This is a genomic window from Burkholderia sp. A9, from assembly GCF_000801975.1.
Window position 1 is genome coordinate 1 of the sequence record NZ_JSZN01000039.1, and the last position, 15,071, is coordinate 15,071.

Below are 15,071 nucleotides of genomic sequence, written 5' to 3' on the forward strand. Positions count from 1 at the left end.
TCGGTTGCGTGCATGGAAAATAATCTGGCCGCCTCTCGCGTGTGCCCGGCATCATACATGCGGGGCCTGCGAACGAGGAACGGGACGGCTGGAGCGGCGCCGTTCCAACTTATAATCGCCGGTTTTGATGACGCGCATGTCGCCCATTTTAATGCCTAGCCGTTCCGCCAACCCGCCGCCCTCGGGCGCCCTGCCGGCCGCTTCGCATGCGTGCGGCTGCTTCGCATGCTGAAGCGATTCGGCAACCCGGACGTCGCGAAGGCCGTCGCGAACCTGGTCTGGCTGGGGCTCGAACGGCTGACGCAGATCGGCGTCGCGATCGCGATCAGCGGTCTTCTGGCCCGTTATTTCGGGCCGGACGCGTTCGGCAAATGGCAGTATGCGAATACGCTTCTCCTCGTACTGGCGCCGCTCACCTGGGTGTGCGGCGCCGAAATCCTGGTTCCGACCATCGTCCAGCGCCCGCCCGCGCAACTCGGCGCGGTGCTCGGCAGCGCCTTCGCGCTGCGCATCGGCGTGTCCGCCGCGGCGCTCGTCGCGACCTGGATCGCGATCGGCGCCGGCGCGTTCGATCCGCTCGTCGGCGCGATGCTCGCGGGCCTCGCGGTCACGATGGTGTTCCGCGAGCCGTTCGTCGGCGTGATCAACGCGTGGCTGCAGAGCATGACCTACAGCAAGCCGCAGCTCGTGACCAGCATGATCACGGCGCTGGCGAAGGCGCTGCTCGTCTGGCTGCTGGTCCGCGCGGCCGCCGGCCCCGCCCGCTTCGCGTGGCTGTGGGCGCTGGAGGCCGCCGCGATCGGCTTCGCGCTCCTGCTCTACTACCGCCATCGTAACGGCGGCACGCTCGGCTGGACGTTCGACAAGCCGCTGTTCAGGCACTTTGCGACCGCCGGCACCGTGTTCTGGCTCGGCCTGATCTGCATGTACCTGTTCCTGAAGCTCGACCGCCTGATGCTCGAGCGTCACGTGTCGTTCGCCGACCTCGGCCGCTACTCGGCGGCCCAGCAACTCAACGAGAACTGGATCACGCTCGCGCTGATGCTCGCGCAGACCATCGCGCCCGCTTTCATCTACCGCGTGCAGGACGTCGTGCGGCTGCGCCGTAACATCGTCCGGCTGATCGCGATGACCGCCGCCCTGATGACGGCCGGCGCGCTGGTGCTGGACGCGGCCGCACCGCTCATCGTCGGCAAGGTGTTCGGCCGCGGCTACGAGGCGTCGGTCGACATCTTCCGCTGGGCCGTCTGGCTGTCCGTGCCGGCCGGCATCGAGGCGATAGGCAATCTTATCGTTCTCAAATATCAAGCAAAATTCGTGTTGCTGGCGAAATGGGTGCTCGCGCTCGCGATCGCAGCGCTCGTCAACGTGTTCGCGATTCCCCGGCTCGGCCTGTACGGCGCGCTGGTCGGGCTGGCGGCCGGCTATGTCGCCGCCGCCGCCGTTAATTTTTATTACATTCGTTTCAAGCTGCGCCCATGACGTCTCCCGATTGCCCGCCCCCGCTCGACGACGTGGCCGTGCTGATGCCGGCCTACAACGGGCACGACGATGTCGTGCGGACCCTCGCATCGTTTCGCGAGGACGCCCCGGTCCACGTGCTGATCGTCGACGATGGCAGCACGCCGCCGATCGTCGCGCCCGACCTGCCCGGCCTCACGGTCGAGGTCCTGCGCATGCCGCAGAACGTCGGCATCGAGCGCGCGCTCGAGGCCGGCATCGACGCGCTCGCGGCGCGCGGCTTCCGCTATGCGGCCCGCATCGACGCCGGCGACCTCGCCGCGCCGCAGCGCCTCGCGAAGCAGCGTGCGTATCTCGGCACCCACCCGCGCGTGGCCTGCGTCGGCATGTGGACCCAGGTCGTCTCGCGCGCCGGCGAGCCGCGCTTCATGCTGACGCCGCCCGCCGATCCGGGCACGCTGCGCCGCACGCGCTTCCTGCGCTCGCCGCTCGTGCATCCGTCGGTCATGCTGCGCATCGACGCGGTGCGCGAAGTGGGCAACTACCGCGCGAAATACCGCGCGGCCGAGGATCTCGATCTTTTTTTACGGTTAATGCAGCGCTACGATTGCGCGAACCTGCCCGAGCTCGGCCTCTACTACGAGCTCAACGAGGGCGGTATCAGCGCGACCAAGCGCCGCCGCCAGCTGATGTCGACCCTGTCGCTGCTGCTGCGTCACTTCAACGCGCTGAACCCGTACGACTGGGCCGGCCTCGCCAAGAACCTGCTGCATTTCGTGACGCCGTACCGCACGCTGCAGCGGATCAAGCAGATGCTGTTCGCCGCGCGGCCGTCCGCCTGACGGGTAACCGGCATTTTCGACGCTTTATTTTTCTTTTATTTCATGTCCGCCACCTCCCCGCTGCGCATCGCGCTCGTCTGCAACACGGCCTGGGCGATCTACACGTACCGCCACGGGCTGATCCGTGCGCTCGTCGCGCGTGGCGCCGAGGTCATCGTGATCGCGCCACACGACCGCACGGTGCCGCTGCTCGAGCAGATGGGCTGCCGCTACGTTGCGCTGGCCGTCGCGTCGAAAGGCACGAGCCCGCGCGAGGATCTCGGCACGTTGGCCGCGCTGGTGCGCCATTACCGCGCGTTGCTGCCCGATCTCGTGTTCCATTACACGATCAAGCCGAACATCTACGGCTCGATCGCGGCGTGGCTCGCGCGCGTGCCGTCGATCGCGGTCACGACGGGGCTCGGCTACGTGTTCATCCAGAAAAGCCGCGCGGCCAGCGTCGCGAAGCGCCTGTACCGGTTCGCGTTCCGCTTCCCGCGTGAAGTCTGGTTCCTGAACCGCGACGATCTCGCGACCTTCACCGACGAGCAGCTGCTCGCGCACCCCGATCGCGCACGGCTGCTGCACGGCGAAGGCGTCGATCTCGACCAGTTCGCGCCGGTGCCGCTGCCCGCCGGCGACGGCCCGGTGTTCATCCTGATCGGCCGGCTGCTGTGGGACAAGGGGGTGCGCGAGTACGTCGAGGCCGCGCGCGTCGTGCGGGCCCGCTACCCGCAGGCGCGCTTCCAGCTGCTCGGGCCGCTCGGCGTCGACAACCCGAGCGCGATCGGTCGCGCGGACGTCGACGCATGGGTCGGCGAAGGCGTCGTCGAGTATCTCGGCGAGGCGCACGACGTGCGCCCGCACATCGCGGCGGCCGACTGCGTCGTGCTGCCGTCCTATCGCGAAGGTGTACCGCGCACGCTGATGGAAGCGTCGGCGATGGGCCGCCCGATCGTCGCGACCGACGTACCGGGCTGCCGCGACGTCGTCGCCGACGGTGAAACGGGTTTCCTGTGCCGCGTGCGCGACAGCGCGAGCCTCGCGGAACAGCTGATCCGCATGATCGAACTCGGGACCGCCGGACGCGACGCGATGGGCACGCGCGGCCGCCGCAAGGTGACCGCGGAATTCGACGAGCAGCAGGTCGTCGAACGCTACCGGCAGACCATTCATACATTGACCGGCATCACACTCTGAAGGAGCGCATCAGAATGACCGCTAAAGGCACCATCCTCGTCACCGGCGGTGCGGGCTACATCGGCTCGCACACGGCCGTCGAGTTGCTCGACAACGGCTACGATGTCGTCATCGTCGACAACCTCGTCAACAGCAAGGCCGAGTCCGTGCGGCGCATCGAGCAGATCACGGGCAGGACGCCCGCGTTCCACCAGGTCGACGTGTGCGACGAAGCCGCGCTCGCGAAGGTGTTCGACGCGCATCCGATCACCGGCACGATCCATTTCGCGGCGCTCAAGGCGGTCGGCGAATCGGTCGCGAAGCCGCTCGAGTACTACCAGAACAACATCGGCGGGCTGCTCGCCGTGCTCAAGGTGATGCGCGAGCGCAACGTCAGGCAGTTCGTGTTCAGCTCGTCGGCTACCGTGTACGGCGTGCCCGAGCGCTCGCCGATCGACGAATCGTTCCCGCTGTCCGCGACCAACCCGTACGGCCAGTCGAAGCTGATCGCCGAGCAGATCCTGCGCGATCTCGAGGTATCGGACCCGTCGTGGCGCATCGCGACGCTGCGCTACTTCAACCCGGTCGGCGCGCATGCGAGCGGGCTGATCGGCGAGGATCCGGCCGGCATCCCGAACAACCTGATGCCGTACGTCGCGCAGGTCGCGGTCGGCAAGCTCGAGAAGCTGCGCGTGTTCGGCTCCGACTACCCGACGCCGGACGGCACCGGCGTGCGCGACTACATCCACGTCGTCGATCTCGCGAAGGGACACATCGCCGCGCTCGACGCGCTCGTCACGCGCGACGCGAGCTTCGTCGTGAACCTCGGCACGGGCCAGGGCTACAGCGTGCTGGAAGTCGTGCGCGCGTTCGAGAAGGCGTCGGGCCGGCCCGTGCCGTACGAACTCGTCGCGCGCCGCCCGGGCGACATCGCCGAGTGCTACGCGAACCCGCAGGCCGCAGCCGACCTGATCGGCTGGCGCGCGACGCTCGGGATCGACGAGATGTGTGCCGACCACTGGAAATGGCAGGAGGGGAACCCGCGCGGTTTTGTATAATCCGCTGTCCATTTTTCGAGCGATCCCATGCTCAGCTTCGCGTCCGGCTTCATCGTTTCCCTGCTCGTCACGTTGTTCATCGTGCGCTATGCGCATCTGCACGAGAAATTCTCGATCGACAGCGACCTGGCCGGCGTGCAGAAATTCCACGTGCGGCCGGTGCCGCGCGTCGGGGGCATCGGGATCCTCGCCGGGGTCGTGATTGCCTCGCTGATCCTGTCCCGGCGCTATCCGACGATCGCCGGCAGCATTCTCGGCATCGTCGCGTGCGGGCTGCCGGCGTTCCTGTCCGGCCTCGTCGAGGACCTCACCAAGCGCGTGTCGCCGCGCGCGCGGCTGCTGTGCACGATGGGCGCGGCCGCGCTCGCGTTCTGGCTGCTGGGCATCGCGGTCAAGCGCATCAGCGTGCCGCCGCTCGATTTCCTGCTCGGCTACGTGGCCATCTCGGCGTTCATCACGGTGCTCGCGGTCGCGGCGCTGGCGAACGCCATCAACATCATCGACGGCTTCAACGGGCTCGCGTCGATGGTCAGCTTCATGATGTTCGCGTCGCTCGCGTATGTCGCATTCCATGTCAACGACCCGGTCGTGATGTCCGCGTCGATCATCATGATGGGCGCCGTGCTCGGCTTCTTCCTGTGGAATTTCCCCGCGGGGCTGATCTTTCTCGGCGACGGCGGCGCGTATTTCATCGGCTTCATGCTCGCCGAACTCGCGATCATGCTCGTGATGCGCAATCGCGAAGTGTCCGCGTGGTACCCGGTGCTGCTGTTCATGTACCCGATCTTCGAGACCTGCTTCTCGATCTACCGGAAGAAATTCATCCGCGGGATGTCGCCGGGGATCCCGGACGGCGTGCACCTTCACATGCTGGTGTACAAGCGGCTGATGCGCTGGGCCGTCGGCACGAAGCACGCGCATGATCTGACGCGGCGGAACTCGTTGACGTCGCCGTATCTGTGGCTGCTGTGCCTCGTCGCGGTGATTCCGGCGACGCTGTTCTGGCGGCACACCGTGCACCTGTTCGTGTTCGTGGTGCTGTTCGCGCTCACCTATGTGTGGCTGTACCTCAGCATCGTGCGGTTCAGGGTGCCGAGGTGGATGGTCGTGAGGAAGGAAAAGCGCGGGCATTGAGCGCGGCGGGCGGCCGGCGGGTTGCCGGTTCGCGCCACCGCGCATGCTCCTGCGACGGACGAACCGCCGTTGCCGACAGGATCATGACGGCGCCGCGGCGGCTCGACGAACGGACGACTAGCTTCCCGAGGTATTCGTGCTCCAGCCTGGCGCTTGCGTGTAGATCACGACGTTACCGTCGTCCTGAATGTCAGTGACCGCCCCCGGATTTCCGCTCGTGCCGGAATACCAGAGCGGCGCCCCCGCCGAACTGTAGACGACCAGATTGCCATCCGTTTGCATCGTCGCATAGGCACCCGGATGATTCGCCGTACCCGAACTCCACTGCGCAACGCCCTGGCGAAGCAGCACCAGATTCCCGTCACCCTGCATGACGAGCACGTTTGCGCCGTTGCCTGAAGTAAAGCTCTGGCCGCTGCTCAGCGTGACGCCCCCCTGCCAGACGGCCGGGCCGCTCGAGGAATTCGCCAGGCCCGACGCGGAAGTCCCCGTGGCAAATACGGGTACCGACAACCGGTAGATCACCATGTTGCCGTCGTCCTGTATGACAAGACTCTGGCCATATGATGTGCCGTTGGTCGACGAGAACCACAGCGCATTGCCGCTCGTACTGTAGATCACGAAGTTGCCGTCGGTCTGGAACACGGCATAGGCGCCCGCGTTTCCGTTGGTCGCCGAATTCCATACCGCGGCGCCATTGGTCGTGTTGTACAGCACGAGGTTGCCGTCATCCTGCATGACCAGTCGATGGCTTTGGGACGCCGAGTACACGATTTGTGTCGGCCTGAGGGTCGTCCCTTCGTTGACGGCGCCGCCGTAGATCGGAGACGTCGGCGCGCATATCGACGAATGCAGCGTGCTGATGATCGGCGTGCCCCAGCCCGTCACGAAGTCCCATCCCGAACCCGCGCTGTATGCGCCGTTCGACCCGTTGGTGATATCGCGAAAGATCGATGGGGTCGTGGTTTCGGCGCTATACAGCGTGGGCGCCGCGAACCCGAGGTTGGTCGCGCAGGCACCGGACAGCATGCGCGCCCAGGTCGCGGCAAACAGCGGCGCGGACAGGCTGGTCCCGCCTACGATCTCGAGTTGCCCGCCCACGACGACCCGTTCGCCGCTGTTCGGATCGGCGTCGAACGCGAGGTCCGGCATGCCCCGAAAGGCGCGGCCCTTGAGCGCCGGAACGTTCGACTGCCACGATGGAATCGGCTCGATGCCACTGATGCCGCCGCCGCTGGAGTCCCACGCCATCTCGCCGCCGTAGCTGCCGTTCCCGTTCGTATAGAGCGAGGTGCCGCCCACTGCCACGACATACGGGGACGTGGCCGGATATTGCACCGACGTGCCGGAGCAGCCGTACGCCACGCTGCCTGAATCCCCGGAACTGACCGCGAACGTCTGCCCCTGCGCCACGGCGAGCTCGAACAGCGTGTCCATGGCAGCCGTCGGGGCCCAGTTCTCGCAACCGCCGATCGACATGTTCACGACGCGGGCGGTGTTATCCGTCACGGCACGATTGATCGCGAGCGCGATATCGCTCCACGCGAAGGACGGCGCGACATAGAAATTGAGTTGCTTGACGCCGCCGGACATCCCGACAATGGTCTGGCTATCGAGCGACCATTCGATGTTCGCGCTCGTGTCGGCACTCCGCAACCCGGCGTTGATCACCGAAACGGGTACGGCAGGCAACTGGTTGTTGCGTTCGAAGGTGGCCAGGTCGATGACGGGCTGCGTCAGATCGCCTTCTGCAATGATGCCGACGGTGATGTTGGCGGCGGTCGGCATGTTCCCCATCGAGTAGATGCCGGGGAAGTCCGTCGGATTGTGCGCGACCGTCACGGCCGCCGTGGTCGGCGACGCATTCGCGCGTGGCGCAGCCGCCGACAGGGTGGCGCGGACGAAATGCGGATGCAGGCGGGTCGCGGTATCGAGCCCCAGAACCGATTGAACGACGCCGCCGATCGCATCCGGCATCGTCTCGGGGGCAGTGTTGATATGCGCGCGGCTGCCATCCGCCATCGCGACCGGCACCAGCGTCGTCTGGAACACCCCGGATATCACGCCGGCCGGTGCATCGGCTTCGACGATCATGTTGTTGCCGGCGACGTTGATGTTCGTGAAGCCCTTGCTTTGCAGATAGGCCTGCACGGTGGCGACCTGGCCGGCAGTAGGCGCGTAGCGCGCCGCGATCTGCGCGGCAGTCAACACGGCCCCGAAGCTGGCGCTGCCCGGCGTTCGCGCGTCCTGCACGAAGCGATTCAGCCCGGCTTCGTCATTCAGCTTGAGTACCAGCGCAACATGGACCGGCGCCGTCGCGCTCATCGGCGCCGCACTCACCACGTTGCCCGTGGCACGCAGTGCCGACAGTTTGCCGGTCTGCACAGTGGCAGTGGCGGCCGTCGGACTCTCGTCGCCGCCGCACCCGGCGAGCGCGAACACCATGAGTGCCGCGCTCATTCCCCTTGCAATACGCTGCGCTTTCATTGGATTGGTATGGACCGTAGATCTCTCGTATCTGGCTTTTCACCTTTGTTCTTTACGGCAATCGCACGGCAACCTTGAGGAAAACATAGGAAGGAATCGGCCGGTAGTCAAATGAATGGGGCCGGTCGATGCGCGTGGACGAGCACCGAACGATCGACGTGTCGCTCGGCACGATCGCGCCGCGTGAATGCGGAAGCCGATACCGGCGCGATCCGGTGCCCGAAACGAAAAAAGCGCCTCATGGGCGCTTTTTTGGGGGCACGACCGGCACACGCATCGCGCCAGTGACACTCACTCGTTCGATGCCGCCCGCACGTCCGGCACACTCTGCAGCACGGGCGCAACCGTCGACTGGTATTCCGGCACCCAGCGTCGCAGATCGCGCCGGACTTCGTCGTCGCTCAGCACACGGTTCTGCATCAGCCACGGCAGCAATTCGTCGAGCAAGTGATCCGGCACTTCCCGCGCACGCGCGATCCGCAGTTTGGGGTGCGGCGTGCGCGTCGTCGTCTCGTCGTCCGCGAGCAGTTCCTCGTAGAGTTTCTCGCCAGGCCGCAGCCCCGTGAACTCGATCCGGATCTGCCCTTCCGAGAAGCCGTACAGACGGATCAGGTCGCGCGCGAGATCGACGATCTTGACCGGCTCGCCCATGTCGAGAATGAAGATCTCGCCACCGTGCCCCATGCTCGACGCCTGCAGCACGAGTTGCGAGGCTTCCGGAATCGTCATGAAGAACCGCGTGATCTCGGGATGCGTGACCGTCACCGGGCCGCCCTTCGCGATCTGCTGCTGGAACTTCGGGATCACGCTGCCCGCGCTGCCGAGGACGTTGCCGAACCGCACCGTCTCGAACTGCGTGCCGCCGCTCGTCTGCTGCAACGCCTGGCACGCCATCTCGGCGAGACGCTTGCTCGCGCCCATCACGTTGGTCGGGTTGACGGCCTTGTCGGTCGAGATCAGCACGAAATGACGGACGCCGTGGCGAATCGCCGCGCGCGCGACCCGATAGGTGCCGAGCACGTTGTTGCGCAGCGCCTGCCACGCGTTGTGCTCTTCCATCAACGGCACGTGCTTGTATGCGGCCGCATGGAACACGATGTGCGGCGCATAGCGCGACATCACCTGGTCGAGCAGCAGCGAATCCTTCGCGTCGCCGATGATCGGGAGGACGGGTTGATCGGGGAAACGCTCCCTCAACTCCTCGGCGAGCCGGTACATCGCGTATTCGGACAGATCGAACGCGACGAGCTGCGCCGGTGCGAAACGGAGGATTTGCCGGCAGAGTTCGGAGCCGATGGAACCGCCCGCGCCCGTCACCATCACGACGCGGCCGCGCAGCAGCGCCTCGACGTGCGGCGTGTCGATCGTCACGGCATCGCGCCCCAGCAAGTCCTCGAGGTCGATATTGCGCACCTGCGACAGGAACCCCTGCCCCGGCATCAGCGCGGTCAGCGACGGCAGCACCATCGCCTTGATGCCGGCGCGCACGCACAGCGTCGCGACGCGGCGCTGCGTCTCGACGGACGCCGACGGAATCGCGATGATCGCGTATTCGACCTTCATCGCGTCGGTCCAGTGCTTCAGGTCGTTGAACGAACCGAGCACCTTGTAGCCGTAGATCTCGCGGCCCTGCTTGGTGACGTCGTCGTCCAGCAGGCCGACGAGGCGCCACTCGCCCGAACGGGACAGTTCGCGCGCGAGGCTCGCGCCGGCCGTGCCGGCGCCGAGGACCAGCACCGGCTTGCCCTGGCCGACGAGACCGCCGTACAGGTAGAACTCCTTCGTGGCACGGTAAAGCGCACGGGCGCCGCCCATCAGCAGGAACAGCATCAGCGGCGATACCAGCAGCACCGAGCGCGGAATGATCGGCGACGGCTGGAACATCACGGCCCCGATCATCACGATCACGCCGCCGCCGCCGACCGCCTTCGAGATGCGCATCAGGTCGGGCAGGCTCGCGAACACCCACAGGCCGCGGTACAAGCCGAACACATGGAACATCAGCGCGTAGACCGGCAGCGTCCAGACGAGCGCGGTCACCGCGCCGCCCAGGAAATCAGACGGAACGCTGCCGTTGAAACGAACGAGATAAGCGAACAACCACGAGGCGACAACCGCCGTCAGGTCGAACAGGAAAGCACTCAGTGACAGCCACGATGCTTTGGATCGCAACATCGGCAGGAAACCTCAAGAGTTGTTTTCGGCGGCCGACTGAAACCGGCGCCAACGCACGTCGATCACCAACCCGATACATGCGAGGACGCCATACCATGCGAAAAACAACAGCCACTGCTGCTGTTCGGGGCGGCCCTTTGCCCACACGGCGACGATTATGCCTGCGAGCATGATGAGGTACCAATAAAGAGCAGTCCGACGGTGACCTACCCCCGAGCGGACCATCCTTTGATAATAATGCTCCCGGTGCGCTTGCCAGAACTTTTTACCGCGTAACAAACGTCTCAGAAGTGTTACAGATGCGTCAGCGATAAAGGGAGCGAACACGAGCGCCGGAAACCAGATCGGCCAGGCGTCGGCACGCCATCCCCAGTAGCCGACCGCGCCGGCCAGGAATCCCAGCGGAATCGAGCCTGCATCGCCGAGAAACAGGCGAGCCGGATGAAAGTTGAGCAACAGGAAGCCGAACGCCGCACCGGCCACGGCCGCGCCGGCCACGACGAGATCCGGGGACGGATGCGCCCCGGTCAGCGCCGCGATCGCGTATGCCCCGAAGCCAAACAGCGCCATGCCGCCCGCGAGGCCATCGGCGCCGTCCATGAAGTTGTACAGGTTCGTCAGCCAGACCATCACGAAGCCGACGCCGACGAGCAGCCACCACGGCGCATCGGCCGGAAAGACGACGATCAATGCAACCACTGCCGCGAGGTGTGCCGAGAACCGCACGCGGGCCGGCAGCCCGCGCCGGTCGTCGATCTGCGACATCGCGGCCAGCCCCGCCGCGGCGACGGCCATCAGCCACAACGCCGGCGCAAGCGCCAGCAGCGCGACCACGCAGACCGGCACGATCCCCCAGCCGCCGACGCGCGGCGTCGGCAGCGTATGGAGCGAACGATCGTTCGGAATATCGGTGGCGAGACGCCATGCGAGACCGGTCGCGAGCAGCATGCGCAGGATCGCCGTCGATGCGATGGCGGCGACCAGCGCCACCATGGCCGCGGCATGCCATGTGGAGATCGGGAGGTGCATGTCGATTATTGTTGTGTATCGCGCGAACGATACCATGCGGCAGTCGCTTCGAGGCCCTGGCGGGTCGTATAGGGCGGATGCCAGCCGAGCACGCGCCCGATCCGGCCGGTATCGAGCTGCAGGCTGCCGGTCAGGCGGTCGATGGCCGCACGGCGGCCGGTCAGCTTCCCGAGCACACGCAGCAGCGCCGGCGGCACCGCGATCAGCCGCGCCGGCTTGCCGAGCGCGTCGCCAACGAGACGCAGCAGGCCCGCGACCGACGGCGCGTCGTCGTCGGCGACATGAAAGCACTCACCGGCCGCGCGCGGGTCGAGTGCGCAGCGCAGCAGCGCATCCGCGAGGTTTTCGACGTAGACGATGCTGCGGCGCGCCGCAACGGCGCCGAGCGGCAACGGCACCCCGCGGGCGACCGCATCCATCATCCGCAAGAAGTTGGCGCGGACGGCCGGACCATAAACGAGCGGCGGACGAACGACGACGACGTCGAGCCCTGCCGACGCACCGAACTGCGCGAGTTGCCGCTCCGCGCGCAGCTTCGAGCGGCCGTATGCATCCTGCGGATCGGGTACGAAGGCTTCCGACAGCGGCACACCGTCGTCGCCCTCGCCGACCGCCTTGATGCTGCTCGCGAACACGATGCGGCGCACGCCGTGATGGCGCGCGGCCTTGGCGAGACGCAAGGTGCCGACGACGTTGGTGGCGTCGAACGCAGCGTCGGGATCGGGCGACTCGTCGCGCATCACGTGCACGCGGGCGGCGAGATGGATCACGCAATCGGCGGCCAGGTCGGCCGGCCACGCTTCGTCCAGGCCATCGAAATCGGCGGTGCCGTGCACCCATTCGCGCACGCCATCGATGCAGCCGCCCGGTCGCCGTACCAGCGCGGTGACGGTGTGCCCGGCCTGCAATGCGCGACGGCAGACCGCTCGGCCGACGAAGCCGTTGGCGCCGGTGACGACGAGATGGGTCATCGCGCCCTCCTGCGTGGTCGGCTGACGGCATGGTGCAGCGGCGCGAACCCGCCCACGGCGCGGGCAGGCAGCGCGTGCCGAAACGCAGAGGCCCGGCACGGGGGAACTGAAAGGGAGGCTGAGACAAGCACGTCGGGATCTCGAAGACGGGAAGCACGTCGATCGACGGCGCCGTCATCAATCGGCGCCGCGCGACAGGCATCGGGCGGTGCATCAACGCATGTGCTGCCGGATGCAACCGGATGGAAAGGCAAAGTGATGTTCGGGTTCCGAATCAGATGAAAACGTCGCGTGGCGCGGCTTGTCCTGCTTGCCGGACGGTGGCTTCACCGTTGCCCGATCCTGGCCGACGGCCATCGGCCACGCGTGCCGACGGTGCCGCATCGATGCGCGGCCATTGTAACCTTGCCGATCGGCAGCAACCAAGCCATGCGCCCCACGTCCGCGGCCTCTGGCGCCACGCGCGCCGGACGTGCCGCCGCTCAGGCCAGCAACGCCCCCACCTTGTCGACGAGCGGCGCGAGCATCCGCTCCCACCCGTGCTCGTGCTCGACGAAGGCGCGCGCGTGCGCCGTCATCTCGACTGCCCCGGCCTCGTCGGCGACGAGCTGCTCGATTCGATCGACGAATTGCTCCGGCGTATCCGCAATCAGCAGATCGCGGCCGCTTTCCGCACCGAGGCCCTCGTGGCCCAGCGACGTCGTGACCACCGGCAGCCCCAGCGCCATGTACTCGAGAATCTTGTTCTGCACGCCTGCGCCGATGCGCATCGGGCACACGCCGATTGCGCCATCGGATGCGGCTTGCGCGACCGACTCGACCCGGCCGGTCACGTCGACGCCGTCATACGCGCGAAATCGTTCCGCCAGCGCGGGCGCGATGGACCCGACGATCCGGAAGCGATAGTCGGCACGCTTGCGCAGCAACGGCAGTACGGCCTCCGCGAAAAAGTGACACATGTCCTGGTTCTGGACCGTGCGCATGTCGCCGATGAAGATCAGGACCCGGCTCGCCATGCTGCGCGACGTGTACGGCAGGCCTGACAGATCCACGCCGTTCGAGCACACCATCACCTTCGCCGCGGACGCATCCGGAAACAGGTAGTCGCGGTCGGTCCGGGAGACCAGCACCGACAGGTCGAAATCGTTGACGATCGTGCGCTCGTAATCGAGCAGGCGCTTCGCCTCGATGCCGAACACGCGCGACTTCAGCCCGCGGGCATTCTTCAGCTGCTTCACCCGGCTGTAGTTGAGCGAGATCGCATCGGTCATCTCCAGGATGCGCGGCTTGTCCGACTTGCGCACATACTCTGCGCAGCGCACGAGATGCACGAATGCGCCGTCGTGCGACGGCAGCAAGCGCGCCACCGCCGCCGCAAACGCGCGACTGCGGTAGTACGCCACCTGCAGCGGCGTGCGGGTCGGCAAGGCGAGCAGCGTATTCACGTATGAGCGCCGGCGGGACAGACACACGCGTTCGACCCGGTCGAATACGCCATCGTCCGGCAGCGGCGCGTGCATCTCCTCTTCGGTCTCGCACATGCTGAGCAGCGTCAGCGAGTAATGACGGGACAGCACCCGGCACAGATGGTAGATCCGCAGCTTGTCGCCGCCGATCACCGGATACGGAAACCGTGGCGTCAGCACCAGCAGCTTCTTCTTGTCCTGGTTCATGGTAGATGCGTCCAGAAATCCTGAATCAACGGACGCACGGCCGACTCCGAGAAGGACCGCGCGCGGGCCACACCGTCGCCGATGGCAACGTCGAATCGTGCGCCGTCGTTCCATACCCGGCGAATCTGCTCCGCCATGTCGTCCACCGAGAAAGGATCGAATTGCAGGCCGCAGTCGCCGACCACCTCGGGCATCGACGTCGTGTTGCTGCACGCAACGGGCGTACCCGACGCCATCGCCTCCAGCAGCGGAATGCCGAACCCTTCGAACAGCGAAGCAAAGATGAACGCGCGCGCGTGCCGGTACTGCTCGCGCAGTTCGTCCCGCGAAATGTAGCCGAGCAACTCGACCGCCCCCGCGAGCCCGAGCGCTGCCGCCCGCCCGAGAAAATGCGCGTGATGGTCGGACTTGATCCCCGCGATCCTCAGCGTAGCGTCAGCGCCGAGCGCCGGCCGCGCGATCGCGAACGCCTGCAGGAGGCGCTCGACGTTCTTGCTCGGCACCTCGCCCGCGACCGTGAACAGGTACGGCCGGCGCGCCGCCGGGCTCACCGGCGCGTCGAACCAGTCGTCCGAAATCATGCACGGGATGACGTGCACGTCGGCCTCGTTCAGCCCGAACGTGTCGACCAGTTCCCGCTGCGTAAACCGCGAGATGGTCAGCACGACGTCGGCCCGGCGCGCCAGCCGCGGCACCACATGCCGACGGTACACGCGCCCGGCGGTCTGATACAGCGACCTCGCCGGCGGCAGCACGCTCCACGGCTGCAGGTAGATCAGATCGTAAATGACCGCGATCAGCCGCGTGTTGCCCGTGGAGCGCAGCGGCCCGGTGTTGTACGGGCACAGCAGATAGTCGGGCTTCTGCTCGCGGCACAACCGCGGCAACTCGACCTGCTCCCACCACGGGAAGAAACCGCGCCCTTTGCTGACGCACGGCCAATCGTCGGCGCTCACCCCGCTCGGCGCGAAACCCAGCACGGACTCGCCGACCGGCGCCACCAGTTGTCGGGCGAAGCGCCCCATGCCGCGGTAGTTGCCCACCATCCAGGTGATGTCCACCCCCAACTTCACGCGGTGCTCC

11 protein-coding genes are annotated in these 15,071 nt (G+C 66.6%); 5 read left to right on the forward strand and 6 right to left on the reverse strand.

Annotated elements, in window-relative coordinates; translation table 11 throughout:
• The first annotated feature begins 225 nt into the window (after positions 1–225).
• From PI86_RS14660 to PI86_RS14680, 5 genes are read left to right on the forward strand one after another with little or no spacing between them, the layout of a single operon-like run.
• On the forward strand, positions 226–1,482 hold the full coding sequence (locus PI86_RS14660; RefSeq protein ID WP_014897869.1) for a lipopolysaccharide biosynthesis protein: 1,257 nt from the start codon (positions 226–228) through the stop codon (positions 1,480–1,482).
• Positions 1,479–2,303: a glycosyltransferase gene (locus PI86_RS14665; RefSeq protein ID WP_039323878.1), complete on the forward strand. Its 825-nt coding sequence runs from the start codon at positions 1,479–1,481 to the stop codon at positions 2,301–2,303. Before PI86_RS14660 ends, PI86_RS14665 begins: the two co-directional genes overlap by 4 nt.
• Before the next feature lie 42 nt (positions 2,304–2,345).
• Positions 2,346–3,482, forward strand: coding sequence for a glycosyltransferase family 4 protein (locus tag PI86_RS14670; RefSeq protein ID WP_014897871.1), 1,137 nt, complete (start codon positions 2,346–2,348; stop codon positions 3,480–3,482).
• 14 nt (positions 3,483–3,496) lie between these two features.
• Positions 3,497–4,519 carry a UDP-glucose 4-epimerase GalE gene (gene galE / locus PI86_RS14675; protein ID WP_039323880.1) on the forward strand — a complete coding sequence of 341 codons (1,023 nt, stop codon included), beginning with the start codon at positions 3,497–3,499 and terminating at the stop codon, positions 4,517–4,519.
• 27 nt (positions 4,520–4,546) lie between these two features.
• On the forward strand, positions 4,547–5,653 hold the full coding sequence (locus PI86_RS14680; RefSeq protein WP_014897873.1) for an MraY family glycosyltransferase: 1,107 nt from the start codon (positions 4,547–4,549) through the stop codon (positions 5,651–5,653).
• Between the two features lie 117 nt (positions 5,654–5,770).
• On the opposite strand, the gene PI86_RS14685 is transcribed toward PI86_RS14680, so the two are convergent.
• From PI86_RS14685 to PI86_RS14710, 6 genes are all read right to left on the reverse strand, one after another.
• Positions 5,771–8,113 (reverse strand): protease pro-enzyme activation domain-containing protein, encoded by a 2,343-nt coding sequence (locus PI86_RS14685; RefSeq protein WP_235362807.1) that lies wholly within the window; start codon positions 8,111–8,113, stop codon positions 5,771–5,773.
• A gap of 318 nt (positions 8,114–8,431) precedes the next feature.
• A complete protein-coding gene (locus tag PI86_RS14690; protein ID WP_039323883.1) occupies positions 8,432–10,315 on the reverse strand; it encodes a polysaccharide biosynthesis protein in 1,884 nt (627 codons plus the stop codon).
• A 12-nt stretch (positions 10,316–10,327) separates the two neighbouring features.
• Positions 10,328–11,344: an MraY family glycosyltransferase gene (locus PI86_RS14695; RefSeq protein WP_039323886.1), complete on the reverse strand. Its 1,017-nt coding sequence runs from the start codon at positions 11,342–11,344 to the stop codon at positions 10,328–10,330.
• Between the two features lie 5 nt (positions 11,345–11,349).
• Positions 11,350–12,315: a UDP-glucose 4-epimerase family protein gene (locus tag PI86_RS14700; RefSeq protein ID WP_014897877.1), complete on the reverse strand. Its 966-nt coding sequence runs from the start codon at positions 12,313–12,315 to the stop codon at positions 11,350–11,352.
• A gap of 482 nt (positions 12,316–12,797) precedes the next feature.
• Complete coding sequence (locus PI86_RS14705; RefSeq protein WP_039323890.1) at positions 12,798–13,988, reverse strand: glycosyltransferase; 1,191 nt, start codon at positions 13,986–13,988, stop codon at positions 12,798–12,800.
• Positions 13,985–15,061, reverse strand: coding sequence for a glycosyltransferase family 4 protein (locus tag PI86_RS14710; RefSeq protein ID WP_039323892.1), 1,077 nt, complete (start codon positions 15,059–15,061; stop codon positions 13,985–13,987). Before PI86_RS14710 ends, PI86_RS14705 begins: the two co-directional genes overlap by 4 nt.
• Positions 15,062–15,071 lie beyond the last annotated feature (10 nt).

Coding starts and splice junctions, on each gene's coding strand:
- PI86_RS14705 (WP_039323890.1), bottom strand. CDS start 13,988: ATGAACCAGGACAAGAAGAAGCTGCTGGTGCTGACGCCACGGTTTCCG.
- galE (WP_039323880.1), top strand. CDS start 3,497: ATGACCGCTAAAGGCACCATCCTCGTCACCGGCGGTGCGGGCTACATC.
- PI86_RS14665 (WP_039323878.1), top strand. CDS start 1,479: ATGACGTCTCCCGATTGCCCGCCCCCGCTCGACGACGTGGCCGTGCTG.
- PI86_RS14695 (WP_039323886.1), bottom strand. CDS start 11,344: ATGCACCTCCCGATCTCCACATGGCATGCCGCGGCCATGGTGGCGCTG.
- PI86_RS14660 (WP_014897869.1), top strand. CDS start 226: ATGCTGAAGCGATTCGGCAACCCGGACGTCGCGAAGGCCGTCGCGAAC.
- PI86_RS14670 (WP_014897871.1), top strand. CDS start 2,346: ATGTCCGCCACCTCCCCGCTGCGCATCGCGCTCGTCTGCAACACGGCC.
- PI86_RS14690 (WP_039323883.1), bottom strand. CDS start 10,315: ATGTTGCGATCCAAAGCATCGTGGCTGTCACTGAGTGCTTTCCTGTTC.
- PI86_RS14700 (WP_014897877.1), bottom strand. CDS start 12,315: ATGACCCATCTCGTCGTCACCGGCGCCAACGGCTTCGTCGGCCGAGCG.
- PI86_RS14680 (WP_014897873.1), top strand. CDS start 4,547: ATGCTCAGCTTCGCGTCCGGCTTCATCGTTTCCCTGCTCGTCACGTTG.
- PI86_RS14685 (WP_235362807.1), bottom strand. CDS start 8,113: ATGAGCGCGGCACTCATGGTGTTCGCGCTCGCCGGGTGCGGCGGCGAC.